The sequence below is a fragment of the Massilia sp. TWR1-2-2 genome (assembly GCF_049897565.1).
In the GTDB taxonomy this organism is placed as follows: domain Bacteria; phylum Pseudomonadota; class Gammaproteobacteria; order Burkholderiales; family Burkholderiaceae_D; genus JAFCUW01.
The window spans coordinates 37,269-59,592 of record NZ_JAFCWM010000013.1; the positions used below are offsets into that span (position 1 = coordinate 37,269).

General features: G+C 64.7%; 21 protein-coding genes. 15 read left to right on the forward strand and 6 right to left on the reverse strand.

The genetic code is table 11. From position 1 onward, the window contains the following. The first annotated feature begins 1 nt into the window (after nucleotide 1). The 4 genes from ACP7DD_RS13990 to ACP7DD_RS14005 are packed head-to-tail and all read left to right on the forward strand — an operon-like array spanning nucleotide 2 to nucleotide 3,943. Nucleotides 2-1,171, forward strand: coding sequence for a thiolase family protein (locus ACP7DD_RS13990; protein WP_426175424.1), 1,170 nt, complete (start codon nucleotides 2-4; stop codon nucleotides 1,169-1,171). Continuing rightward, entirely contained in the window at nucleotides 1,168-2,421 is a 1,254-nt protein-coding gene (locus tag ACP7DD_RS13995) for an SDR family NAD(P)-dependent oxidoreductase (protein ID WP_426175425.1), read from the forward strand. The genes ACP7DD_RS13990 and ACP7DD_RS13995 overlap by 4 nt, the downstream gene beginning before the upstream one ends. Then, on the forward strand, nucleotides 2,418-3,218 hold the full coding sequence (locus ACP7DD_RS14000; RefSeq protein WP_426175426.1) for a cyclase family protein: 801 nt from the start codon (nucleotides 2,418-2,420) through the stop codon (nucleotides 3,216-3,218). Before ACP7DD_RS13995 ends, ACP7DD_RS14000 begins: the two co-directional genes overlap by 4 nt. After that, nucleotides 3,215-3,943, forward strand: coding sequence for an SDR family oxidoreductase (locus ACP7DD_RS14005; protein ID WP_426175427.1), 729 nt, complete (start codon nucleotides 3,215-3,217; stop codon nucleotides 3,941-3,943). The genes ACP7DD_RS14000 and ACP7DD_RS14005 overlap by 4 nt, the downstream gene beginning before the upstream one ends. 127 nt (nucleotides 3,944-4,070) lie before the next feature. Here the strand turns inward: ACP7DD_RS14005 and ACP7DD_RS14010 are convergent, their stop codons facing one another. Then, entirely contained in the window at nucleotides 4,071-5,747 is a 1,677-nt protein-coding gene (locus ACP7DD_RS14010) for an electron transfer flavoprotein-ubiquinone oxidoreductase (protein ID WP_426175428.1), read from the reverse strand. 162 nt (nucleotides 5,748-5,909) lie between these two features. Here ACP7DD_RS14010 and ACP7DD_RS14015 point away from each other — a divergent pair, with 162 nt between their 5' ends. From ACP7DD_RS14015 to ACP7DD_RS14025, 3 genes are all read left to right on the forward strand, one after another. After that, nucleotides 5,910-6,686 (forward strand): SDR family oxidoreductase, encoded by a 777-nt coding sequence (locus ACP7DD_RS14015; protein WP_426175429.1) that lies wholly within the window; start codon nucleotides 5,910-5,912, stop codon nucleotides 6,684-6,686. Beyond that, nucleotides 6,683-7,093 (forward strand): acyl-CoA thioesterase, encoded by a 411-nt coding sequence (locus tag ACP7DD_RS14020; RefSeq protein WP_426175430.1) that lies wholly within the window; start codon nucleotides 6,683-6,685, stop codon nucleotides 7,091-7,093. The genes ACP7DD_RS14015 and ACP7DD_RS14020 overlap by 4 nt, the downstream gene beginning before the upstream one ends. A 137-nt stretch (nucleotides 7,094-7,230) precedes the next feature. Then, nucleotides 7,231-7,419: a type II toxin-antitoxin system HicA family toxin gene (locus ACP7DD_RS14025; protein WP_426175556.1), complete on the forward strand. Its 189-nt coding sequence runs from the start codon at nucleotides 7,231-7,233 to the stop codon at nucleotides 7,417-7,419. A 285-nt stretch (nucleotides 7,420-7,704) separates the two neighbouring features. Here the strand turns inward: ACP7DD_RS14025 and ACP7DD_RS14030 are convergent, their stop codons facing one another. Further along, nucleotides 7,705-8,265 carry a LuxR C-terminal-related transcriptional regulator gene (locus ACP7DD_RS14030; RefSeq protein WP_426175557.1) on the reverse strand — a complete coding sequence of 187 codons (561 nt, stop codon included), beginning with the start codon at nucleotides 8,263-8,265 and terminating at the stop codon, nucleotides 7,705-7,707. Between the two features lie 141 nt (nucleotides 8,266-8,406). On the opposite strand from ACP7DD_RS14030, the gene ACP7DD_RS14035 reads away from it, so the two are divergent. Together ACP7DD_RS14035 and ACP7DD_RS14040 are read left to right on the forward strand one after the other, a co-directional pair. Next, nucleotides 8,407-9,105 carry a CoA transferase subunit A gene (locus ACP7DD_RS14035; protein ID WP_426175431.1) on the forward strand — a complete coding sequence of 233 codons (699 nt, stop codon included), beginning with the start codon at nucleotides 8,407-8,409 and terminating at the stop codon, nucleotides 9,103-9,105. Nucleotides 9,106-9,126: 21 nt separating this feature from the next. After that, nucleotides 9,127-9,777 carry a CoA transferase subunit B gene (locus ACP7DD_RS14040; protein ID WP_426175432.1) on the forward strand — a complete coding sequence of 217 codons (651 nt, stop codon included), beginning with the start codon at nucleotides 9,127-9,129 and terminating at the stop codon, nucleotides 9,775-9,777. Nucleotides 9,778-9,834: 57 nt separating this feature from the next. Here ACP7DD_RS14040 and ACP7DD_RS14045 read toward each other — a convergent pair whose 3' ends face one another. Then, on the reverse strand, nucleotides 9,835-11,100 hold the full coding sequence (locus ACP7DD_RS14045) for a TonB family protein (protein WP_426175433.1): 1,266 nt from the start codon (nucleotides 11,098-11,100) through the stop codon (nucleotides 9,835-9,837). After that, the gene (locus ACP7DD_RS14050) at nucleotides 11,097-11,480 is read right to left on the reverse strand and encodes a BlaI/MecI/CopY family transcriptional regulator (RefSeq protein ID WP_426175558.1); all 384 of its coding nucleotides are present in this window, start codon (nucleotides 11,478-11,480) and stop codon (nucleotides 11,097-11,099) included. Before ACP7DD_RS14050 ends, ACP7DD_RS14045 begins: the two co-directional genes overlap by 4 nt. 120 nt (nucleotides 11,481-11,600) lie before the next feature. Between ACP7DD_RS14050 and ACP7DD_RS14055 the strand changes: the two genes are divergently transcribed. Genes ACP7DD_RS14055 through ACP7DD_RS14065 form a run of 3 tightly spaced genes read left to right on the forward strand, consistent with a single transcriptional unit; the run spans nucleotide 11,601 to nucleotide 15,528 of the window. After that, complete coding sequence (locus ACP7DD_RS14055) at nucleotides 11,601-13,985, forward strand: FtsX-like permease family protein (RefSeq protein ID WP_426175434.1); 2,385 nt, start codon at nucleotides 11,601-11,603, stop codon at nucleotides 13,983-13,985. Nucleotides 13,986-14,017: 32 nt separating this feature from the next. Then, nucleotides 14,018-14,737, forward strand: coding sequence for an SIMPL domain-containing protein (locus ACP7DD_RS14060; RefSeq protein ID WP_426175435.1), 720 nt, complete (start codon nucleotides 14,018-14,020; stop codon nucleotides 14,735-14,737). 2 nt (nucleotides 14,738-14,739) lie between these two features. Continuing rightward, the gene (locus ACP7DD_RS14065; RefSeq protein ID WP_426175436.1) at nucleotides 14,740-15,528 is read left to right on the forward strand and encodes a sterol desaturase family protein; all 789 of its coding nucleotides are present in this window, start codon (nucleotides 14,740-14,742) and stop codon (nucleotides 15,526-15,528) included. A gap of 40 nt (nucleotides 15,529-15,568) precedes the next feature. Here the strand turns inward: ACP7DD_RS14065 and ACP7DD_RS14070 are convergent, their stop codons facing one another. Both ACP7DD_RS14070 and ACP7DD_RS14075 read right to left on the reverse strand, forming a co-directional pair. Next, nucleotides 15,569-16,516 carry a hypothetical protein gene (locus ACP7DD_RS14070; protein WP_426175437.1) on the reverse strand — a complete coding sequence of 316 codons (948 nt, stop codon included), beginning with the start codon at nucleotides 16,514-16,516 and terminating at the stop codon, nucleotides 15,569-15,571. 100 nt (nucleotides 16,517-16,616) lie between these two features. After that, nucleotides 16,617-17,945 carry a S8 family serine peptidase gene (locus ACP7DD_RS14075; protein WP_426175438.1) on the reverse strand — a complete coding sequence of 443 codons (1,329 nt, stop codon included), beginning with the start codon at nucleotides 17,943-17,945 and terminating at the stop codon, nucleotides 16,617-16,619. Between the two features lie 102 nt (nucleotides 17,946-18,047). On the opposite strand from ACP7DD_RS14075, the gene ACP7DD_RS14080 reads away from it, so the two are divergent. The 3 genes from ACP7DD_RS14080 (at nucleotide 18,048) to ACP7DD_RS14090 (ending at nucleotide 22,322) form a co-directional block, all read left to right on the forward strand. Next, complete coding sequence (locus tag ACP7DD_RS14080; protein WP_426175439.1) at nucleotides 18,048-18,545, forward strand: RNA polymerase sigma factor; 498 nt, start codon at nucleotides 18,048-18,050, stop codon at nucleotides 18,543-18,545. Then, nucleotides 18,542-19,297: an anti-sigma factor family protein gene (locus ACP7DD_RS14085; RefSeq protein WP_426175440.1), complete on the forward strand. Its 756-nt coding sequence runs from the start codon at nucleotides 18,542-18,544 to the stop codon at nucleotides 19,295-19,297. Before ACP7DD_RS14080 ends, ACP7DD_RS14085 begins: the two co-directional genes overlap by 4 nt. A gap of 217 nt (nucleotides 19,298-19,514) precedes the next feature. Next, on the forward strand, nucleotides 19,515-22,322 hold the full coding sequence (locus tag ACP7DD_RS14090) for a type VI secretion system Vgr family protein (protein ID WP_426175442.1): 2,808 nt from the start codon (nucleotides 19,515-19,517) through the stop codon (nucleotides 22,320-22,322). Nucleotides 22,323-22,324: the final 2 nt, after the last annotated feature.

A 22,324-nucleotide genomic window follows, 5' to 3' on the forward strand; every position in this document is an offset into this window, starting at 1 on the left:
TATGAGCCGCCGACAGTCATACGAGGGCGTTGCGGTCACGGTGCCTGTCACCGTGCCGTACGAGCGCTACTCGACCCGCGGCGCACACTGGTTCCTGGGGCAGGCGATGCAGGCACTGGTGCGCGAATCGGGCATTCCGAAGGACCAGATCGACGGCCTGACGGTGAGCAGCTTTTCGCTGGCGCCCGATACCGCCGTCGGCGTCACCCAGCATCTCGGACTGTCGCCGCGCTGGCTCGATCATATTCCGACCGGCGGCGCCTCCGGCGTGATGGCGCTGCGCCGCGCCGCCCGCGCGGTGCAGGCGGGCGACGCCGACGTGGTGGCCTGCATCGCCGGCGACACCAACCACGTCGACTCGTTTCGCGCCACCCTCGGCAGCTTCAGCGATTTTGCCCGTGACGCCAGCTATCCGTACGGCGCCGGCGGGCCCAATTCGATCTTCGCCTTCATCACTGCCCACTACATGCGCACGTATGGCGCCACGCGCGAGGACTTCGGCCGCATCGCGGTGGACCAGCGCAGCAACGCGCTGCTGAACCCGAATGCGCTGTTCAAGAAAGCGCTGACGCTGGAAGAATACATGGCCGCGCGATCGATCGCCGATCCGATTCACCTGTTCGACTGCGTGATGCCTTGCGCCGGCGCCGAAGCGTTCCTCGTCATGAGCGAGGAGCGCGCGCGCGACCTTGGGCTGCCGCACGTGCTGGTGCGCGGCGCCATCGAGCGCCACAACGCCTTTGCCGACGACCCGATCATGACGCGCGGCGGCTGGCAGGTCGACCGCGCCGACCTGTACGCGCAGGCAGGCGTGGGACCGCAGGACATCGACCTGATCCAGACGTACGACGATTACCCGGTGATCGTCATGATGCAGTTCGAGGACCTGGGCTTTTGCGAAAAAGGCGAGGGCGCCGATTTCGTGCGGCGTCACGGCATGACGCACGCCGGCAGCTTCCCCAACAACACCAGCGGCGGCCAGCTGTCGGCTGGCCAGGCCGGCGCCGCCGGCGGCTTTATCGGCATGACCGAAACCATCCGCCAGCTGACCGGCCAGGCCGGCGCTCGCGGCGTGGCCGACGCGCAGCTCGGCATGGTGTGCGGGTTCGGCATGGTCACTTACGACCGCTGCCTGTGTACCGGCGCGGTCATCCTCGGGAGATCGCAATGACAGCGCCACTGACCCGGCCCAAGCGCAAGAATCCGATCCTGCGCACGCGCCAGCCGACCTTGCCGCCGTACAGCCGCGGGCGCGTTGCCCTCGGCCTGACTGCGGCGGCGGCGATCGGCCGCTTTGAGCTGCAGAAATGCGCCGACTGCGGCGCGGTGCAGTATCCGCCGCGCGAAGCGTGCCACGTGTGCCTGTCGGCGGCGCTCGAGTGGAAGCCGGAAGCGGGGACGGCCACGCTGCTTAGCGAGACCGTGCTCCACCACAGTAACGATTTGTTTTTCCGCGAGCGGCTGCCGTGGCGGCTGGGACTCGTGCAACTCGATAGCGGGCCGACCGTCATGGTGCACCTGCTCGACGATGTACCGGCGCCGCCGACGCGCATGCGAGTTGGCGTGCGCCTGGATCGCGCAGGCCAGGCCGTGCTGCTTGGATTGCCCGAAACGGAGACTGAAAACATGAACGAGGACCGCGTGATGCGTGAAATGAGCTGTGACCCGAAATTTCGCAAGGTGCTGGTCACCGACGGCAAGTCGGAGGTAGGCCAGGCAATGGTGCGTGCGCTGGCGAAGGCCGGCGCGGACCTGATCTGGGTCGGCCATGCCGAGCCGTGGAAAACCCCGCCGGGCTTCGACAGCATTACAGACCTGCCGCAAGTGTCGCTGGTGCCACTGGACGTGACGAACGCGAAGTCGGTGACCGAGGCGGCCGGCTCGATCGGCGGCAAGGTCGACATCGTGATCAACACCGCTGAAGTGCACCGCACTTTCGGCATCGGCGCGCGGCGCGGCACCGATGTGGCGCGCGCCGAGATGGACGTCAATTATTTCGGCCTGCTGCGCCTGGCCCAGGAGTTCGGCCCGGCACTACGTGGGCGCGGCGCCGACGGCCAGTCCAGTGCTGTCGCGTGGGTCAACCTGCTGTCGATCTATGCGCTGTCGAATTTCCCGGCGCACGGCACGTTCTCGGCGTCGAAGGCGGCGGCGCTGTCGCTGGCGCAGTGCCTGCGCGCGGAGATGCGGCCGGCCGGCATCCGCGTGGTCAACGTTTTCCCGGGCCCCATCGACGATGACTGGAACCAGCTGACGCCGCCGCCGAAGGTGTCGCCGGCGGCGCTGGCGAGCGCCATCGTCAAGGCGCTGCGCGACGGCGTCGAAGACGTGTATCCGGGCGACGTGGCCCAGGAGTGGCTGGAGCGCTGGATGGACAACCCCAAAATACTCGAACGCGAACTGGCGGCGGGAGGATCATGAGCATGAAACCGAACGACATTTTGCAGGCGCTGGCCGGCGCCCTTGGCAGCGGCCAGATCCGCGTGATCGACCTGACGCAGACGCTGACGCCCGAATTCCCGCAGATTACCGTGCCGCCCGAATTCGGCCAGTGCTGGCCGTTCCGCGTCGAAGAAGTGTCGCGCTACGACGAGCGCGGACCGGCCTGGTACTGGAATAACTTCTCGTGCGGCGAACACACCGGCACCCACTTCGACGCGCCGATCCACTGGATCTCCGGACGCGACCTGCCCAACAACGCGGTCGACACGATCCCGGTGCAGAATTTCGTGGCGCCGGCGATCGTCATCGATTGCGTGATGCAGACCGAGGCCGACGCCGACTACCTGTTGACGATCGACGACGTGCTGGCGTGGGAAGCGCTGCATGGCCGCGTGCCGGCCGGCTGCTGGGTGCTGATGCGCACCGACTGGTCGAAGCGCCACCTCGACCCGGAAGCGTTTCAGAACTACGACGAAACCGGGCAGCATACGCCGGGGCCGAGTTCGGAGGTGGCGCGCTTCCTGGTGGAAGAGCGCGACGTGCTCGGCTTCGGTTCGGAGGCGATCGGCACCGACGCCGGGCAGGGCTTCCATCAGCGTCCGCCTTATCCGTGCCACTACTATATGCACGGCGCGAATCGCTACGGCCTGCAATGCCTGACCAACCTGCACCTGCTGCCGGCCACCGGCGCGGTGCTGATATGCCCGCCCCTGAAGATCCAGAACGGCAGCGGCAGTCCGTTGCGGGTACTGGCGATGGTTGAGGGCGCGCCATGACGACGAGGCGCTGTGCGGTGGTTACCGGCGGCAGCGCCGGTATCGGCGCCGAGATTTGCCAGCAGCTGCTGGCGGAGGGCTACGAGGTCGTTTCGCTGTCGCGGCGCGCGCCGGCGTTTTCGCACGAGCGGCTGCATTCGGTCGAAGTCGACCTGGCTGACCGCGCGGCGACGGCGCTGGCGGCGCGCGAAGTGGCGGAGCGCTTTCAGCCCGATACGCTGGTGCACAACGCCGGCGTGATCCTGCCGGCCAGGCTGGAAGAGGTGAAGCTGGAGGATCTCGATACGCTGGTGGAGATTCACCTGGGAGCGGCGATCCAGCTGGCGCAGGCGATGCTGCCGGCGATGAAGGCGGGCGGCTTCGGGCGCATCGTGCTGCTGTCGTCGCGCGGGGCGCTGGGCCTGGCCGGGCGCACCAATTACGGCGCGACCAAGTCGGGCATGTTCGGCATGGCGCGTACGTGGGCGCTGGAACTGGCGCCGCATGGCGTGACGGTCAACGTCGTGGCGCCAGGGCCGGTGCAGACCGACATGTTCCACGAGATCGTGCCGGTCGGTAGTCCGAAGGTGGAAGCGCTGGCGGCCAGCATTCCGGTCAAGCGGCTGGGGCAGCCGAACGACGTGGCGCATGCGGTGAAGTTTTTTACGTCGGCCGAGGCGGGGTTCGTGACCGGGCAGGTGCTGTATGTGTGCGGCGGGACCAGCCTCGGTGGGCTGGTGCTGTAAGCGCAGTACCGTTAGCATATACGTCGTGCTCGCCATTGGCGAACCCGACTTCCCGCCTTCGCGGGAAAGACGGTCTTTAAGTCAGCGGGTGGTTGTGCGCCGCCACTGACCAACAGCTACCCAATCATTACATGTTCGGGTAGTTCGGCCCGCCGCCGCCTTCCGGCGTCACCCACACGATGTTCTGCGTCGGATCCTTGATGTCGCACGTTTTGCAGTGCACGCAGTTCTGCGCGTTGATCTGCAGCTTCGGCGTGCCTTCCGCCCCCTCCACGAACTCGTACACGCCGGCCGGGCAGTAGCGCGCTTCCGGACCCGCATACCTGGCCAGGTTGATGTTGACCGGGACGCTGTTGTCCTTGAGCGTCAGGTGGATCGGCTGGTCTTCGGCGTGGTTGGTGTTCGAGATGAACACCGACGACAAGCGGTCGAAGGTCAGCTTGCCATCGGGCTTGGGATAGACGATCGGCTTGTAATTGGCCGCCGGCTTCAGGCACTCGTGGTCGGCATGGCTATGGTGCAGCGTCCATGGCGCCTTGCCGCGGAATAGAATCTGGTCGATGCCGGTCATGATGGAGCCGAGGTACAGCCCTTTCGACAGCCACGGCTTGACGTTGCGCGCAACGTGCAGCTCTTCTTTCAGCCACGATTTTTCGAACGCGACCGGATAGCTCGCCAGCTCGTCGTGCTGGCGGTTCTCGGCCAGCGCGCCGAAGGCGGCATCGGCGGCCAGCATGCCGGTCTTGATGGCGGCGTGGCTGCCCTTGATGCGGCTCATGTTGAGGAAGCCGGCGTCGCAGCCGATCAGCGCGCCGCCCGGGAAGATCAGCTTCGGCAGCGACTGCAGGCCGCCGGCGGTGATCGCGCGGGCGCCGTACGAAATGCGCTTGGCGCCTTCGAAGAAGGTGCGGATCGCCGGGTGCGTTTTGTAGCGCTGAAATTCCTCGTATGGCGACAGGTACGGGTTCTCGTAATTGAGGCCGACGACGTAGCCGACAGCGACCAGGTTGTCCTCCAGGTGATACAGGAAAGAGCCGCCGTAGGTGTCGGCGTCGAGCGGCCAGCCGGTCGTGTGGATCACCAGGCCCGGCTTGTGCTTGGCCGGGTCGATCTCCCACAATTCCTTGATGCCGATGCCGTAAGACTGCGGATCCTTGCCGGCATTGAGGTCGTATTTGGCCATCAGCTGCTTGCCGAGGTGGCCGCGCGAACCTTCGGCGAACAGCGTGTACTTGGCGTGCAGTTCCATCCCGAGCTGGAAGTCGGGGCCAGGCTGGCCGTCGCGCTTGACGCCCATGTTGCCGGTGGCGACACCCTTGACCGAGCCGTCGTCGTTGTACAGGATTTCGGCGGCTGGAAAGCCCGGGAACACTTCGACGCCCATCGCCTCGGCCTGCTGCCCGAGCCAGCGCACGACGTTGGCCAGCGAGACGACGTAGTTGCCGTGATTTTCAAAACAGGCCGGCACCATGAAGCTCGGCGTGCTGATTGCCTTCGTCTCGGTGAGGAACAAGATGCGGTCTTCGGTCACCGCGGTGTTGAGCGGGGCGCCGAGTTCTTTCCAGTTCGGGATCAGCTCCGTCAGCGCGCGCGGATCCATCACCGCGCCGGACAGGATGTGGGCGCCGAGTTCGCCGCCTTTTTCCAGCACGACGACCGATACTTCCTTGCCCTGTTCGGTGGCGAGCTGCTTGAGGCGGATCGCGGCCGACAGGCCGGCGGGGCCGCCGCCGACGACAACGACGTCATATTCCATCGCTTCGCGCGGGCCGTATTGCTCGAGAATGCTGGTTTGGTCTGTCATGTTTTTTAATGGGTAAAAAATATAAGCACGAGTGTGCGGTTTTTTCTTTGAGAATGCAACTTTGACTGTCATTTTACCGGCAATATTAGGTGTAGCCATCTAATACTGGCATTTTGTGTAATGATTGTGCTTCCGTAGAACAGCACAGCACAGGAGTTGAACGTGGGCATTGAAGTCAATTTTGAAGGAAAAATCGCGCTGATTACCGGTGCGTCGAGCGGCCTTGGGGCGCGCTTTGCGAAAGCCCTGGCCGGCGCCGGCGCCCAGGTCGTGCTGGCATCGCGCCGCACCGACCGCCTGAAGGAACTGCGCGCCGAAATCGAAGCCGATGGCGGCGCTGCCCACGTCGTCTCGCTCGACGTTACCGACATGGCGAGCATCAAGTCGGCGATCGCCCACGCGGAAACCGAAGCCGGTCCGATCGACATTCTGGTCAACAACTCCGGCGTGTCGACCACGCAGCGGCTGGTTGACGTCACCGAAGAAGACTACTCGTACGTGATGGACACCAACCTGCGCGGCGCCTTTTTCGTCGCGCAGCAGGCGGCCAAGCGGATGATCGCACGCGCCAAGGGCGACCCGAAAAAGCAGCACCGCATCATCAACATCGCGTCGGTGGCGGGCTTGCGCGTGCTGCCGCAGATCGGCGTGTATTGCATGAGCAAGGCCGGCGTGGTGCAGATGACCAAGGCGATGGCGGTGGAGTGGGGCAAGTACGGCATCAACGTCAACGCCATTTGCCCGGGCTACATCACGACCGAAATCAACGAAGAATACTTCGCCAGCGAGCAGGGCAAGAAGCTGATCGACATGCTGCCGCGCAAGCGTCCGGGCAAGCCGGAAGACCTCGACGGCCTGCTGCTGTTGCTCGCGGCCGAGGAAACCCACTTCATCAACGGCGCCATCATCACCGCCGACGACGGCATGACGGCGCAATGACGTTCAAGCAGGTCGATGCAATGCGCATGCCGATCCGCTGGGGCGACATGGATGCGATGGGGCACGTCAACAATACCGTGTACTTCCGCTATATCGAGCAGGCGCGCATCTCGTGGTTCGACCGGATCGGCTGCGCGCCTGATCCGAAGGGGCACGGGCCGGTGATCGTCAACGCGCACTGTTCGTTTCTCAAGCAACTCAAGTATCCGGGCGAGATCGAGGTGACCACGCTGGTTGGGCCGGCGGGACGGTCTAGCTTCGAGATGACCCACGAGATCAGGCTGGTGGACGCCGATGGCGTGCCGGGGCCGGTTTACGCAGAGGGCGGCGCGAAAGTGGTGTGGGTCGATTTTCCGGCCGAGAAGTCGACGCCATTGCCGGACTCGATTCGCGAATTGCTGCCGTAGGCCAGTACATTCTCTGGCCAAGCCGCGCGCGAAATTCAGTTGCACTATACTTTGAATGTGACAATGCCGTGTCTCAGTCAGACAAGCTACGTGCCAGATTACGAACCATCCCAGCGGACTTCACGTGGCCTGAATTGGTGAGGGTGCTCAAGCAAGCGGGTTTCTCTGAAATATCTGACAAGGCCGGCTCTTATCGGACGTTCGTGTCGGCAACTGGCTTGAAGATTTTCTGTCACAGACCTCACCCAGGCAATATCGTTAAAAAATACCTCTTGCGCGAAATCGTACGCACACTTGACGAGATGGAAGGTAAGGAAAATGAGTGAAAAAACGCTGACACACAGAGGTTACTGCGGATCGATTGAGGTCAGCCTGGAAGACAACTGCCTCCACGGAAAGGTGTTGTTCATTCATGACCTGGTCACTTACGAGGCGGATTCTGCGCGCGCCTTACGGCAAGCTTTTCATGACGCGGTCGACTACTACCTCGACAAATGCGCTCGCGAAGGGAAGGTTGCAGAGCAACCGTTCAGTGGTAGTACGACACTTACGCGATGACGCAAATGTGTCAGCGCCGCTGACACTATCACCCGTGACACCACTACCCGTGTTTAGCGCGACACGCCAATCAGCTTGTGCACCAGCTCCGACGACGTCGACGCGGCAAACTTGCGCATCAGCTTGGCGCGGTGCATCTCCACCGTGCGCGGGCTGAGGTCGGTCTCGCGCGCGATCACCTTGCTGGTTTTACCTTCGACTAACAGGGCGGCGATCTCGCGCTCGCGCGGGGTCAGCTCGGCCGTCACCGGGCGTTTCTCGCTGACATCTTCAAACGTCCACACGCCGGCGCCAAGCGCTTCCTGCGGGTCGAGCGCGCGGCCGCTGACGTGGCACCAGAACAGCTCGCCGTTGGCGCGCCGCATGATGCGCTCGTCCGAATAGCGCCCCTTGGCATTCATGATCGGGATGATGCGGTCGCCCGTGCGCAGGAACTCCACCATGGTCGGGTAGAGCACCTGGAACGACTGGCCTTCCAGCGCCGCGGTGGCGTAGCCGAACATCGACGCCAGCGCTTCGTTGGCAGACTGGATCACGCGGTTGACCGAGATGCACATGCCGACCGGCGCGTACTGGAATATTGTCTCGTAGTCTAGCGCGTATGATGCTTTGATTTGGTGCAAATCGGTCGATCCCGGTTGTATGAATGACAGGTAGTTCTACGGTATTGTGCTTTTGGCTGGCGTATTTTATGCTGAGAATCTACTCTGAAGTACAGAAAGAGCGTTTTCAGCTTAACTATAAAAGGGACGGGTATGAATAAAGTTTATCCTGATGCGGCATCGGCGTTGGCCGGTATCGTGCAAGACGGCCAGACGATCGCCGTCGGCGGCTTCGGCCTGTGCGGCATTCCGGAGGCGCTGATCCTGGCCCTGCGCGATTCTGGCGTGACCGACCTGACCGCCATTTCGAACAACGCGGGCGTGGACGACTTCGGCCTCGGCCAGCTGCTCGCCACGCGCCAGATCAAGAAGATGATTTCGTCGTACGTCGGCGAAAACAAGGAGTTCGCGCGCCAGTACCTGGCCGGCGAACTGGAAATCGAATTCACCCCGCAAGGCACGCTGGCCGAGAAGCTGCGCGCCGGCGGCGCCGGCATCCCGGCGTTTTACACCAAGACCGGCGTCGGCACCATCGTCGCCGAAGGCAAGCCGCTGGCCGAATTCGACGGCGAGCAATATGTGCTCGAGCGCAGCCTGGTGGCCGACGTGTCGCTGGTGAAGGCCTACATGGCCGACCGCGCCGGCAACCTGGTGTTCCGCAAAACGGCGCGCAACTTCAATCCGAACGTGGCGATGGCCGGCAAGATCACCGTCGTCGAAGTCGAGAAACTGGTCGAAGTCGGCGAGATCGATCCGGATCACGTGCACCTGCCGAGCATCTTCGTGCATCGCATCGTCGTCAATGAAACGCCGGAAAAGCGCATCGAACAGCGCACCGTGCGTGCCAACTAAGAACAGAATTCGGAGATCAACATGGCATGGACTCGTGATGAAATGGCTGCCCGCGCAGCCAAGGAATTGAAAGACGGTTTTTACGTCAACCTGGGAATCGGCCTGCCGACCCTGGTGGCGAACTACGTACCGAACAATATCGAAGTGTTCCTGCAATCGGAAAACGGCTTGCTGGGCATCGGCCCGTTCCCGACCGAGGCGGAAGTCGACGCCGACATCATCAACGCCGGCAAGCAGACCGTCACCGAATTGCCCGGCTCGGCCTACTTCAGCTCGGCCGATTCGTTCGGCATGATCCGCGGCGGCAAGATCAACCTGGCGATCCTCGGCGCGATGCAAGTGTCGCAGCATGGCGACCTGGCCAACTGGATGATTCCGGGAAAAATGGTCAAGGGCATGGGCGGCGCGATGGACCTGGTGGCCGGCGTCAAGCGGGTCATCGTGGTGATGGAGCACGTTGCCACCGCCAAGGACGGCAGCACCTCGCACAAGATTCTCAAGCAGTGCAACCTGCCGCTGACGGGCGTGCGCGTGGTCGACATGATCATCACCGACATGGGCGTGATCGAAGTGACCGAGCAGGGCCTGAAGCTGGTCGAACTGGCGCCTGGCGTAACCACGGAGCAGGTGGTTACCGCCACCGAAGCGGAGATCGACGTTTCAGCGGTTTGATGTGGTGTAATTTGTAGTGCTGCTGGCGGGCGCAATGCCCGCCAGTGTCGTTTACGGTTACTCCAGCGTCCAGACGTATTGCATCTGCATCCATGCCGCCACCGGCGTGCCGGCCTGGGTGGCTGGCCGGAACATGCATTTTGTGATGCCTTCACGCGCGGCTTCGTCGAGCGCCACGAAGCCGCTCGAGTTTTTCACCTTCGAATCCTCCACCCGGCCATCGGCGCTGATCTTGAAACCGAGCGTGACCGTCCCCGTGTTCTCGTTCCGCAACGATTGCTTGGGCCAAACTGGCTTGGCGCAGGTGCTGAAGTCGGCCACCGGCGGGATCACTGGAGCCGGCGCTTTTTCAGCACCCGGTAACTGCGCGCAGCCCGCGATGCAGGCCGCCGCCAATCCCAGCACCGGGATCGCCGCTTTCCAGTTCAATGCCTGTGAATCGGGACGGACCAATCGTTTAACGCGCAACATCAAATCTCCTCCGTTGGCCGCTTGCGCCAGGTGGTGGCGGGAAAACTGGATCTTCTCCAGTTCGGAAAGCGCCAGCGCCAGGCGGCGCGGTTCGCCCAGGTCGTCGGCGGCGAGGTCGTCGGCGATCTGCTCGCGTTCGGCGCGGATGCGGCCGGAAATCCACCACACCGCCGGATGGTAGAACAGCAGCGTCTCGACCACGTTCTGGCCGAGGTTGACGAGGTAGTCGAAACGCTTGACGTGACCCATCTCGTGCGCGAGCAGCGCTTCGAGCAGGTCGGGCGGCATGCCGGTCATCAACGACGCCGGCACCAGCACCACCGGACGCCACCAGCCGGCGGTGATCGGGCTGGCCAGATTGTCGACCACGCGCAGGCGCACCTCGCGGGTGACGCCGAAGCGCAGCGCCATGCTTGAGAGCCGCGCCTGCCATTGGGGATCGCAGGTGCGGGTGTTGGCGATGCGGCCGATCCACAGCAGGCCCAGCCCCATGCGCAAGGTCAGCGCCGCAGTGCACGCAGCCCAGCACATGACGAGCAAGGGGAGTTTGCCATCCAGCCAGCTAAGCCAGCCGGCGTCCGCCACCGGCACGCCGGCGGGCATCTGGCTGGCCAGCATGATGCCGGCCTCGGCGCCGCCACCGCTGGACAGGCGCAGCGCCAATGCCAGCGCCGGCCACGCCAGGCACAGCGCCAAACCGGCACAAGCGACGGCGTAGCGCTGCTGCGGCCGGGCATTGCGCATGGCGATCAGGGCGAGCGCAGTGGCGCAGCCAATCAGCGCGCCTTGCCAGACGAAGTGCAGCAGGGTGGCGCCAACGCTGCTGACGAGGGTTGCGGCAGGGATGCTCATTGTTTGTCCTCTTTCAGCAGGTCTTCGATTTCTTCGCGTTCTTTCTTGCTGATGCCGCTGCGCAGCGCCGCCAGCACCAGCGCTTTGGCCGAGCCGGAGAAGGCCTTCTGGATCAGGTCCTTGAGCAAGTTCGTCTGCAGCGAATCTTGTGCCTGGGCCGGCGCATAGACGTGGGAACGCTCGCTCTCGTCGCGGATCAGCAGGCCCTTGGTGTGCATGATCTGCATCAGGCGCAGCACCGTGGCATAGGTCACGTCGGGCCGTTCCCTGGTGATTTGCTGGTGCACCTGCTTGGCGGTGGCGGCGCCAAGCGGCCATAACGTTTGCAGCAGATCGAGCTCGGCGGCAGTGGGCTTGGGAATTTTTGATGGCAAGGTCATACCCGGAGGGTAGCTCATCTAGAACACACTGTCTAACAAAATCTTTATTTTCAAATAACTTGCCAGTGGCCGCATATCGCCATAGCATAGACAACATTGTCTACATTGATCGGAGCCTTGATGACCTTGCGTGATTTTCGTATCGGCTGGCGCCTGCTGCTCAAGGAGCCTGGGTATTCGATGGCGGTGGTCGGCGGCTTGGCGGTGGGAATGGCCGTCTGCTTTCTGCTGCTCGGTTTTGCGCGCTACTGCTTCAGCTACAACGAGGCGATTGCCGCCAGCGAGCAGATTTTCCTGGTAAAGGAACGGCGCAACTTCTTGCCGCGACCGGACTGGGTCGCCGCAGCGCCGCCGCCGCTGCGCGATATCGCCACTGCCAGCGGGCCCGGCGTGACGGCCACGACGGCCAAGTCGTTCGAGCTGGCCGCGCGCATCGACAACCGCATCGTCCCGCTGACGGTGCAGGTGGCGGACGCCAACTTTCTCGACTTCTTCGGCGTCAAGGCCGTAGCCGGCGATGCGCGCGCGGCACTGGCGCGGCCCGACGCGCTGATGCTCAGCCGCGAGATGGCGGTCAAGCTGTTCGGCCAGGCCGATGCGATCGGCAAGCGGCTGCAGATCGACGTCACCACGTACGAAGTCCACGCCATCCTGGCGGACATGCCGGCAAACACCAGCGTCAGCTTCGATGCGATGCTTGGTGTGGGTGCGCACAGCTGGGACAAGCCGAGCGCACGCCCCGGCGCCGAATGGTCGCGGCGCGCCAGCGTGTATGTGAAGGCGCCGCCGCAGTTGAACGCGGCGGGCCTGGCCGACCTGCTGCAGCAAGCGGTCACGCGCGAGCGCGACGCCAAGCTGCCGGCGGCCTGGCGCAAGACCACCAATGGGCGACCGGTCACCGAGATCGGCATCACCCGACTATCCGACATCTATTTCGACGATGACCTGCTGGCCGGGCGCAGCGGCGCGCGCTACGGCAGCCGTGCCGCGCTGGCCGGACTGGCCGCGCTGGCGGTACTGATCCTGATGCTGGCCGGCGCCAACTACGTCAATCTGGCCACCGTGCGCATGCTCGGCCGCCAGCGCGAAATCGGCATCCGCAAGGTGCTCGGCGTCAGCGGTGCGCGGCTGGCGTGGCAGTTCTTGGCCGAGTCGCTGGTCGTGTCGATGCTCGCTGCGCTGGCGGGCCTGCTGCTGGCGTGGCTGGCGTTGCCGCTGTTTTCGACCCTGGTCAACCGCACGCTGAGCGGCATGTTCAGCCCGCTGAGCTGCGCCGCCATGCTGTTGCTTGGCGCGGCGGTCGGGCTGCTGTCGGCGCTGTATCCGGCGTGGCTGGCGCTGCGTCAGCCGGTTGCATCGAGCATGCAGGGCCGCGGCAACGGCGAAACGGCGCATGGCCTGGCGGTGCGGCGCACGCTGTCGATACTGCAGTTTGCCGCGGCAATTGGCCTGATCGCCACGACCTTGGCGGTCAGCTGGCAGACGCGCCATGCCAGCGACGCCGATCCCGGCTTCGACGCGGCGCCGCTGCTGGTGCTGAACTTGCCGGAGAAGCGCGCCGCCGGGTCCGGCCAGGCGTTCCGCGCGGAAGTGGCGCGCTTGCCCGGCGTGGACGGCGTGACGACGATGTCGGAGGCGATCGGCCGCGACGGTAACAAGATCATGGCGATGTTGAGCCGGCCCGGCCGCGAACCGCTGTCGCTCGAAGTGAAGCTGGTCGGCCCGGAGTTCTTCCAGGTCTACCGGGTCAAACCGCAGGCCGGCCGGCTGTTCGATCCCGCAACGGACGGGGCGGGCAGCATGTCGGTGGTGCTCAATGCGCGCGCCGCCATCGCGCTCGGGTTTGCTTCGCCGCAGGATGCGGTCGGGCAGATGTATGACCTGGAGCGGCGCATCGTCGGCATCGCGCCGGACCTGCGCTACCAGACCTTGCGCCAGGCGCCGGCGCCGATGGCATACCGGCTCGACCTCGAGCAAGACGTGCTGACGGTGCGCGCCCATGCAGCAATTCCTGCGGTGCGCGCCGGCATCGAGGCATTGTGGACGCGGCATTTCCCCAGCGACGTGCTGGAGATCGCCGCGGCGGACGCTGTGTTTGCGGAAAACTATAGCGAGGACACAAGGCTGGCGAAGATCCTCGCCAGCGCCAGCCTGGTCGCCACGGCGCTGGCGTCGTTCGGCATCTATGTGCTGGCCGCCTGCAGCGTCAAGCGCCGTTCGCGCGAAATCGTGCTGCGCAAGCTGCACGGCGCAGACGCCGGCGACATCGGCCGCCTGATGGCGCGCGAGTACGGCGTGCTGGTCGGCGCCGGCGCGCTGGCCGGTGTGCCGCTGGCATGGCTGGCGACCGAACGCTACCTGGCCAGTTTTACCGAACGCGCGCCGATGGGCGTCTGGCCGCTGCTGTGTGCGCTCGCCTGCGTCGGCGCCGTGGCGCTGGCGGCAACCGCGCGCCACACGCTGGTGGCGGTGCGGATGTCGCCGGCACTTGCCCTCAGAGAATAATTGAACGACACTCAACCATCCACGGAGAACTCATGCTGAAAAAAATCATTGCCATTGCCGCGCTCGTGCTCGTTCCATTCGCCGCGGCCGCGGGGCAATTGCCCGACTATCCCTTCATTCATGCCAACGGCAGCAGCTGGGCTTACGTGCCGCCCGACGTCGGCGAGATCGATTTCGAGATCTGGGGCGGGCACTCCAATCCGGAAGCCGCGCGCCAGCTGGTCGAAGAGCGCATCAATGAAGTGCGCGCGCTGCTCACCGGACTGGGCCTGCCGGTCGCCGATATCGAGATTCGCGACGTGCGCAAGGAAATGCGCAAGGGCGAACCGGTCGGCGGGGCCGCGCAGTACGACATCAAGTGCGGCGTGCACATCAAGGTGGCGGACTTGTCGAAGTGGAAGCCGGTGGTGTCGGGCCTGCTGAACATGGCCAACCTGGACGGTTTCATGACCGGCTTCGATACCAGCCGGCGCACGCAGGTCGACGCCGAGCTGATCGGCGAAGCGATCAAGGTGGCGCGTGGCAAGGCCGAGGCGATGGCGGCCGGCTTCGGTCGCAAGCTTGGCGCCGTCGGCGGTATCTCGCCGGGCGAGCTGAAGAACCTGACGCGGGCGATGGGCATGGCCGCCAGCGACCCGGCCGCCCGTTTCACGCGCGCCGTCGGCAAGAGCGAATACGAGCGCGACAGCCTGTTGATGATCAACATCATCAAGCTGTCGCAGTCGGTCGACGTCATTTTCAAGATCAAATAATGATGGCGTACTGGCACGCGGTTCCCTACCAGCTGCGCGCGTTCCTTGGGCGCGCGTTGCTCAACATTCAGCATACGCTGTGGTATTACCTGATTGTGGTAGCGGTGTTTTTCAGCGCCTGGCTGCTGCTGCGGCGCTGGCCGGGGCGGCGCGCGCGCTTGCAGCGGACGACGGTGGGGCACCGCCAGATCGGCCGCGAGATGCTCACCAGCATTGGCAGCATCGTCATCTTGGCCAACCTGATACCGCTGCTGTTTCTGTTCGGCTTGGGCCGCTACACGCAGTTCTATCGCGACATCGACGAGTACGGCTGGGCCTACCTGGTTGCCAGCATCGGGTTGATGATCGTGATCCAGGACACGTATTTCTACTGGACGCATCGGCTGATGCACCACCGCCGGCTGTTTCGCTGGTTTCACCGAACGCATCATCGATCGACCAACCCGAATCCGTGGACGACATACTCGATCGGACCGCTCGAGGCGGTGGTCGACAGCCTGGCAGGCGTGCTGATATTGATGCTCATTCCTACCACCGGCCTGGCGCTGTTCATCTTCACCTGGATCAACACGGCGTACGCGGTATACACGCACCTGGGCTACGAACTGCTGCCGGCGGGCACTGGCAACCATTGGCTCGGTCGCTGGATTAACACGTCGGTGGCGCACAACGACCACCACGCGCGGGCACACTACAACTACGGCTGGTATTTTCTGTTTTGGGACCGGCTGATGGGGACGGTCGACCCGCAGTATTCGCAGCGGTTTCGCCAGCGGATCAACGTTACTTGACCCTGTCTGGCGGTCGTGGCTCAGCGCCACGCGCGTAGCTTTACTTCTTGGCGCTGGCGCCGGCCGACCCGTCCATTTGCGCATTCACGCTGGCGGCGCTGGCGGCCGAGCCGAGCGCGCCTGCCGCGTCGCGCCCGGTTCCTGCCGCTCCTTGCACCGTGCCGCGCGCCGCACCGCGCGCATTAGATGCGCTCGTTTGGGCATAGGCGCCGGTGTCGCGCACCTGCGAGCGCGCTGCCTGGCCGGCCGGCTGCGCAAATGCGCGTGCATTGTCGCGCGCCCCAGCAGCCGCGCCTTGGGCCCTGCCTGCCATTGCGCTGCCGTCGAACCCGGCCGATGCGCCGCCGCCAGCCTGGCCATTGCCACTGGCGCTGGTGTTGGCATTGCCTGCGCTGGCGGAACCGTCGCCACTGCCTCTGGCGTTACCGGCGCCAGCCGCATTCGACGCAACCGCAGGCAACGTGCCGGACTTGCCTGCATTCGGGCCGCCAGTGGCGCCGCCGGATGAATCGCGGTCGCCGCGGACGTTGGGGATGGCCGGCGTGGCCGCCATGTCGCTGGAAGCGCCCGCCAACCCGGTGACGGCGCCGCGCAGGCCGCTGTTGCCCGGCGCCTCTGACGTTGGCGGCTGGACGGCGTCGCGCGACCCGCCCAGTGCGCCAACAAGCGTGCCGCCGCCGCTACCGCCGGCTTGTCCGTTTGCCGCCGGCAGACGCGGCAACAAAGCGGCCGAGCCCTCAGCCGAACCGCCGGCGTTGGAGCGAGCGTCGGCGGAGCGGCGCAGCGAGTCGGTGTCGGCGCCGCGTGACAGGCGGTCGACCCGCTGCATGGAACCCGAATCCATCGATCCCATTCCCAGCTGGCCGCCAATGCTGCCGGAGCCACCGCCCATCAGGCCGCCACGGCCAAGCAGTTGTGCCTGCGCCGTGGTGGCCACGCAGACGGTCAGGACGAGGGCGATCTGTTGCACGATTTGTTTGGTTTTCATGATGTTCTCCTTGGAAAAGGTGCGGACTGTCCGCAGCCATTGCAAGGAAAACGAGCGAGCTGATGAGTTTATTCCCTCAGCTGCAAATATTTTTTCAAAATTATCGAATCCGCGCCGGATCGATCCGGAAAGGCGCGCCGAGAATGCCGTGACCGGTGGCGTTGCTGACGGTGGCGCCGTCGGGCTTGAGCGCGCTTTGCGCCAGCGCCTCGATTGCTTTCCTTGCGCTGTCGGGGTTTGGATCACGCACGAGCTGGGCCAGCAGCGCACTGACGATCGGCGCGGCAAACGAGGTGCCGCGCACCTGCCGGAATGGCGGCGAGCCAACCGCAGCGCTGACCATATGGTTGCCCGGCGCGGCGAACATGACCTGGGGGCCGCGTGCAGCTTCGGGCAGCGGGACATTGTTGCGGTCGACGGCGCTGACGCCGACCACGCCGGGGTAGCTGGCCGGATACAGCGGCGGCGCCGCCGGGCCGTCGTTGCCCACCGCCGCTACCAGCAAATGGCCGCGCTGTTGCATCACGATGATCGCCCGTTCGAGCGTGCGGTTCGGCGGTCCCACCAGGCTGATGTTGACGACAGCAACTTGTTGGCGAGCCAGCCAGCCGAGCGCGCCGGCGATGCGTTCGGCCGAGCCGCCGGTGGGACTGTCGCAGTAGATATCGGCGGCGTAGACGGTGCCGCCAGGAGCGACGCCGCGAAAGCGCTCGCCGTCGCCGACCATGAGCGCAGCTACCGCGGTGCCATGCGCGGCCGGATGGGGGATGTCGCCGCAGCCCCATTGCCGAATCGCATTGCGGCGAAACACCGCATGATCGGCCTGCACGCCGCTGTCGATCAGCCCGACACGGGTCGCGGCGCCGGTGCTGGGCACGGTTCGGGCCGGCTCCGGGCTGGCCGCGGCTCCCGCGGCGCCGGTTCCCGTATAGACATGGTTGAAGTCGTAGACACCCTCGGGATCAAGCGCGCGCAGCCGGTCGAGAACGGCGCCGATGTCCGCGCCGTCGGGCACGCCAAGCACGACCATGGTTTCGCCCAACTCTCCCAGGCGCTGATCGCGCACCGGCGTCAGCCCGGCTGCGGCCGCCGCCGCCAGCGCCGCCGGCGTCGGCGACCACGCCAGGATCTCGCGCCGCACGATCGGGTCCCCACGCGGATCGGCCTCGAGCACGCGGCGGTGCTGGCGCAGCAGGCGCGACACCTCGCTCAGCCGCAGCTCGCGCAGGTCTGGCAGCGCGGTGCGGTCGAGCAGCGGGGCGACGCGATCGCGCACAAGATGGTTATCGATCGGCAGCCCTTGCGGCAGGGGCAAGTTCAGCGACGGCAGGCGCAGCTGGGCATGGGCGTTGGCGCTACCCAGCAGCAACGCGAGCAAGGCAACGGCGCGGCGCAGGCGGGGCAGGGCGGAGAGGGATGGTGTTGTCATTGTCGGATGATAATATGGTTGGGAGAAAAATTGCTGTGTGAATAAAACGAACGAGCCATGGAATAAAATCCATGCCGCCGACGTTTACCCGTAAAGATGCTGATGACTACACCACCCGATACCGAAATTGCCGCGTTGCTGCCGCGCCTGCGCCGCTTTGCGCGGTCGATCACGTTTCACCGGGAAGATGCCGACGACCTGGTGCAGGTAGCGGTCGAACGCGCGCTGGTGCGCAGCAGCCAGTGGGAGGCAGGTACACGGCTCGACAGCTGGCTGTTTCGGATAATGAAGAATGCGTGGATCGACGAAGTGCGCAGCCGCATCCGGCGTGACCGTGTTTTTGCGCCGGAGGAAGCAGGCGAGCACGTGGGCGATGATTTCGCCGAGGCGCACCAGCAGCGGCTTGCGATCCAGAAGGCCATCAGCCTGCTATCGGAAGACCACCGCATGGTGATCGGCCTGGTGCTGGTGGACGGGCTGCCCTACAAGGAAGCGGCCGAGGTATTGGAAATACCGATGGGAACCTTGACCAGCCGGCTGGCGCGTGCGCGCGAAGCCCTGCAAGGATTGTTGTCCGATGAGGCGAGGACCATGACATGAAATTTGCTGACGAAATACTGATGGCCTATGCCGATGACGAACTGGGCGAACCGCAGCGCAGCGAGCTCGAACGGGCGCTTCTGTCAGATACTGAACTGGCAGCGCGCGTTGCCCGGCACCGGGCGCTGCGCGCCGACGTCTTCGGCGCCTTTGCCGGTGTGCTGGACGAACCGGTCCCGGCGCGGCTGACAACGCGCGCTGGCGCAGTCGACTCGGCGCAGGAGAAGGTCGTTCAGTTCGACGTTGCCCGCCAGGCGCGGCGTACGCCGCCGTCGCCGTCGCGCTGGACCTGGGCGCAGTGGGGCGGCATGGCCGCGTCGCTGGCGATCGGCGTGCTGGCCGGCAGCCTCGGCCTGCGCGGCTTGCAGGACCAGCCTCAACTTGCGGCACTGTCCACCAGCAACGGCACACTGGTTGCCCAAGGCCAGCTGGAACGCGCCTTGTCGCAGCATCTGGCAAGCACCGCCGCCGCGCGCGACGCGGTCCGGATTGGCGTCAGTTTTGTCGACAAGGGCGGCAACTTCTGCCGCAGCTTTCAGCTCGGCGGCTCCGCCGGACTGGCGTGCCGCGACGGCGCGCAGTGGCAGCTGCAGCTGCTGGCCCAGGGCGAGGGCGCTACCGGCGGCAACTATCGTCAGGCGGCCAGTGCGATGCCGCCCGCCGTGCTCGACGCGATCGACGCGCGCATCGCCGGCGCGACGCTCGACGCCAGCGCCGAACGGGCAGCGCTCCAGCGCGGCTGGGCGCGGTAGGCAGACGCGGTGTTGTCGGGCAAAGTTGCGAGTGCCGCTACGCCGCCTCGCATACCCAGCGTTGCCAGCGCGCGGACATAAACTTCACGTTGCAGAGTTTGATATTAAACAAACCGAGGTAGCGGCACGCGCTTAGTATTTTCCGATAGGCATTTCTCGTCGGTTCACTTAGCGCAGGCGCTACCTCCTTATGACTTCTACTCTCGCAGGGCAAGTTTTGTCGGCGCTCGCCGATTTCTCGAGCCAGACCAGGCTCTATGAGGTCACCTTCAGGGACCAACGCAAGGATCCCGGGCTGCTGGTGGAGGCGTTTGCAGCGGACGAGCAGCTGATGGGAACCGGTGGCTTCGACGTCATCGCGTTGTCGATTCGGTCGAAAATCGCCCACGCGTCCCTGCTTGGTCAGGAAGCGTGCCTTCAGATCAGCTTGGCGGACGGCACCCGTGCCCGCTACAGCGGCTACGTCAGCAAGATAGCGTCGCTCGGCAGCGATGGCGGGCTGTCGCGCTACCGGCTGCAATTGTCGCCATGGATCTGGCTGCTCAGCCAGACGCGCAACAGCCGCGCGTGGCAGGATAAGACGGTTGTCGACATCATCGATTCGGTGTTTGCCGAATACCAGCCGTATGCGCAATGGGCGTGGAGCGGCGACGTCAACTTCTTCATGAGCGACGCGCTCGCGCGCAGCTACTGCTGCCAGTATCGCGAAACCGATCTCGAGTTTGTCATCAGGCTGCTGACCGAAGAGGGCCTTGGCTGGCGCTTCGAGGAGCACGAGGGCGGCAGCCGGATGGTGCTGTTTGCCGACAGCAGCTACCTTAGCGCCGCGCCGCACGACCCTGGCAGTGAAGATGGCGGCGGCATTCGCTACCACGCCGCCAGTTCGGTCGAAAAGAGCGACAGCATTCAGTACCTGCAAGCGTTCCGTAAGCTCGGCGTCGCTGTGGTGACGGTGCTCAGCTACAACTACAAGACGAAGCAGACGGTGTCGGTCAGCGTGCCGACCAAGTATCCCATCGGCGGAAAGAATGCCCAGGCGGTCGAACGTTTCGATTCGCCGGGCCAGTACGCCTACGCGGACGCACGCCAGGCGCGCCGCTATGCCGGCCTGAAGATGGAAGCGCATGAGGCGCGTGGCTTCGTTTGGCAGGGTAGGTCGACCGTGCGTACCTTGCGCCCTGGCACGCGCATCTGCATCACCGACATTCCGATGAAGAAGTATCGCCATGATGCGCCCGAGTTTGTGCTGACGCGGGTGGCAAGTATCGGCGTGAACAACCTGCCGGTCACTGCCAAAAATGGATTGACCGAATTGTTTGGATCACTGCCGGAGCTGCTCGAAGAGTCTACCAGGGGAATTCCCCTTGCCGAATTTGACCGGGCAATAGAGCAGGCGCAGAAAAGCGGCTATGCCAACTGCTTCGAGGCCATCCCCGCCGAGCGCCCGTGGCGGCCGAAGATGGAAGTGAAGGCAGTCCCGACTGCGCACGGTAGCCAGACCGCAATTGTCGTCGGCCCGGATGGATCGGACGAGCCGAACGGCGCCGATGAAATCTATTGCGACAAACTTGGACGGGTGCGGATCCGCTTCCACTGGCAGGAGAGCGATGCCGGCTGCTGGGTGCGCGTTGGCCAGCGTTCAACGGCTTGCCAGTTCCTGCCGCGGATTGGGCAGGAAGTGCTGGTCAAGTTCATCGAAGGCGACATCGACCGCCCCGTGATCGTCAGCGCGTTGTACAACGGACGAGGCGAGGGCGGTGTTTTGCCGACCCCGGGCGGGGTATCAGACCGCGACAGCAGCAGCGCCGCCTTTGAACGCGCGCACGATCATATGCCATCGGGGCAGGTCAACCTTGCTGGCGGCAACAGCCCGGTATGGCACGGCGCGTCGGCGAGCAGCGCAGGGCATCGCAACAATTCGGCGCAGTGGGGCGTGCGCAGCAAGGAGTTCGGCGGCCGCGGCTACAACCAGTTGCTGTTCGATGATACTGACGGACAGGGCCGTGTGCAGCTCAAGACCACACACGCTACAACCGAGCTCAACCTCGGCCACTTGATTCACACAGCAGATAACTATCGCGGCAGCTTCCGCGGCAGCGGCGCCGAACTGCGCACCGATGCATACGGTGCCGTACGCGCCGGCGCAGGCCTGCTGATATCCAGCTACAAGGTCAGCCATTCTTCTGCGGTTCGCGAAGCGGCCGGCGAGAACGCAGCCGGCAACGCTTTGTTGAAGCAGGCGATGAAACTTGCCGAAAGTTTTAGCGCCGCCGCCAAGACCCACGAGACGGTCGGTCTCGCAGGCCACCTCGGCGCGACCAAGGCTGCAACCAGCACGATCGACGACGAAGCAGCGCCGCTGAAGGCGTTGTGGACAGCATCAGCCGGAATGCTCAGCAAAAATAGCATTGACGAGGCGCGCTCAGACGCCGGATCCAGAAATGTCGAGGCTGGTACCGACAAGTTGCCTCACGTCGGCGCTCCAATGATCGGCATTGCCGCGAAGGCGGGGCTGGGCGTGGTGGCTGGCCAGGATGTCCAGCTGTCCACTGGCGAAACCGTGACGCTTGCGAGCGGAGCCGACACTCAGTTCACTACCGGCGGCCAGATGCGCGTCCACAGCGGCCAGGCCATCGGCGTACTCGCCGGCGCCGAAAAAGCCGGCGAAGGCAACGTCGGCTTACAACTCGTCGCCGGCAAAGGCGCGGTCTACTACCAGGCGCAGGCGGACGAACTGAAGGTGCAAGCGCGCGACGAGATCAACGTCATCAGCGCCAACGCCCACATCGACTGGGCCGCCGCAAAAAGCATTAGCTTGTCGACCGCCGGCGGCGCCAACATCACGATCGACGGCGGCAACATCACCGTCCAATGCCCCGGCAAGATTACGGTTCACGCGGGGGTGAAAAAGTTTAACGATCCGTATAAGTTGAGCTATCCGATGCCTGCGCTGCCCCGAAGCATCTGTGTCGAGTGTCTCAAGAAGTCTCTGGCTGCCGCTCCGGCTTTCACCATGGTGGAATGAAT

Coding starts and splice junctions, on each gene's coding strand:
- ACP7DD_RS14035 (WP_426175431.1), top strand. CDS start 8,407: ATGAATAAAGTTTATCCTGATGCGGCATCGGCGTTGGCCGGTATCGTG.
- ACP7DD_RS14045 (WP_426175433.1), bottom strand. CDS start 11,100: ATGAGCATCCCTGCCGCAACCCTCGTCAGCAGCGTTGGCGCCACCCTG.
- ACP7DD_RS14080 (WP_426175439.1), top strand. CDS start 18,048: ATGACTACACCACCCGATACCGAAATTGCCGCGTTGCTGCCGCGCCTG.
- ACP7DD_RS14000 (WP_426175426.1), top strand. CDS start 2,418: ATGAGCATGAAACCGAACGACATTTTGCAGGCGCTGGCCGGCGCCCTT.
- ACP7DD_RS14040 (WP_426175432.1), top strand. CDS start 9,127: ATGGCATGGACTCGTGATGAAATGGCTGCCCGCGCAGCCAAGGAATTG.
- ACP7DD_RS14060 (WP_426175435.1), top strand. CDS start 14,018: ATGCTGAAAAAAATCATTGCCATTGCCGCGCTCGTGCTCGTTCCATTC.
- ACP7DD_RS14055 (WP_426175434.1), top strand. CDS start 11,601: ATGACCTTGCGTGATTTTCGTATCGGCTGGCGCCTGCTGCTCAAGGAG.
- ACP7DD_RS14085 (WP_426175440.1), top strand. CDS start 18,542: ATGAAATTTGCTGACGAAATACTGATGGCCTATGCCGATGACGAACTG.
- ACP7DD_RS13995 (WP_426175425.1), top strand. CDS start 1,168: ATGACAGCGCCACTGACCCGGCCCAAGCGCAAGAATCCGATCCTGCGC.
- ACP7DD_RS14065 (WP_426175436.1), top strand. CDS start 14,740: ATGGCGTACTGGCACGCGGTTCCCTACCAGCTGCGCGCGTTCCTTGGG.
- ACP7DD_RS14010 (WP_426175428.1), bottom strand. CDS start 5,747: ATGACAGACCAAACCAGCATTCTCGAGCAATACGGCCCGCGCGAAGCG.
- ACP7DD_RS14020 (WP_426175430.1), top strand. CDS start 6,683: ATGACGTTCAAGCAGGTCGATGCAATGCGCATGCCGATCCGCTGGGGC.
- ACP7DD_RS14050 (WP_426175558.1), bottom strand. CDS start 11,480: ATGACCTTGCCATCAAAAATTCCCAAGCCCACTGCCGCCGAGCTCGAT.
- ACP7DD_RS14075 (WP_426175438.1), bottom strand. CDS start 17,945: ATGACAACACCATCCCTCTCCGCCCTGCCCCGCCTGCGCCGCGCCGTT.
- ACP7DD_RS14005 (WP_426175427.1), top strand. CDS start 3,215: ATGACGACGAGGCGCTGTGCGGTGGTTACCGGCGGCAGCGCCGGTATC.
- ACP7DD_RS14070 (WP_426175437.1), bottom strand. CDS start 16,516: ATGAAAACCAAACAAATCGTGCAACAGATCGCCCTCGTCCTGACCGTC.
- ACP7DD_RS13990 (WP_426175424.1), top strand. CDS start 2: ATGAGCCGCCGACAGTCATACGAGGGCGTTGCGGTCACGGTGCCTGTC.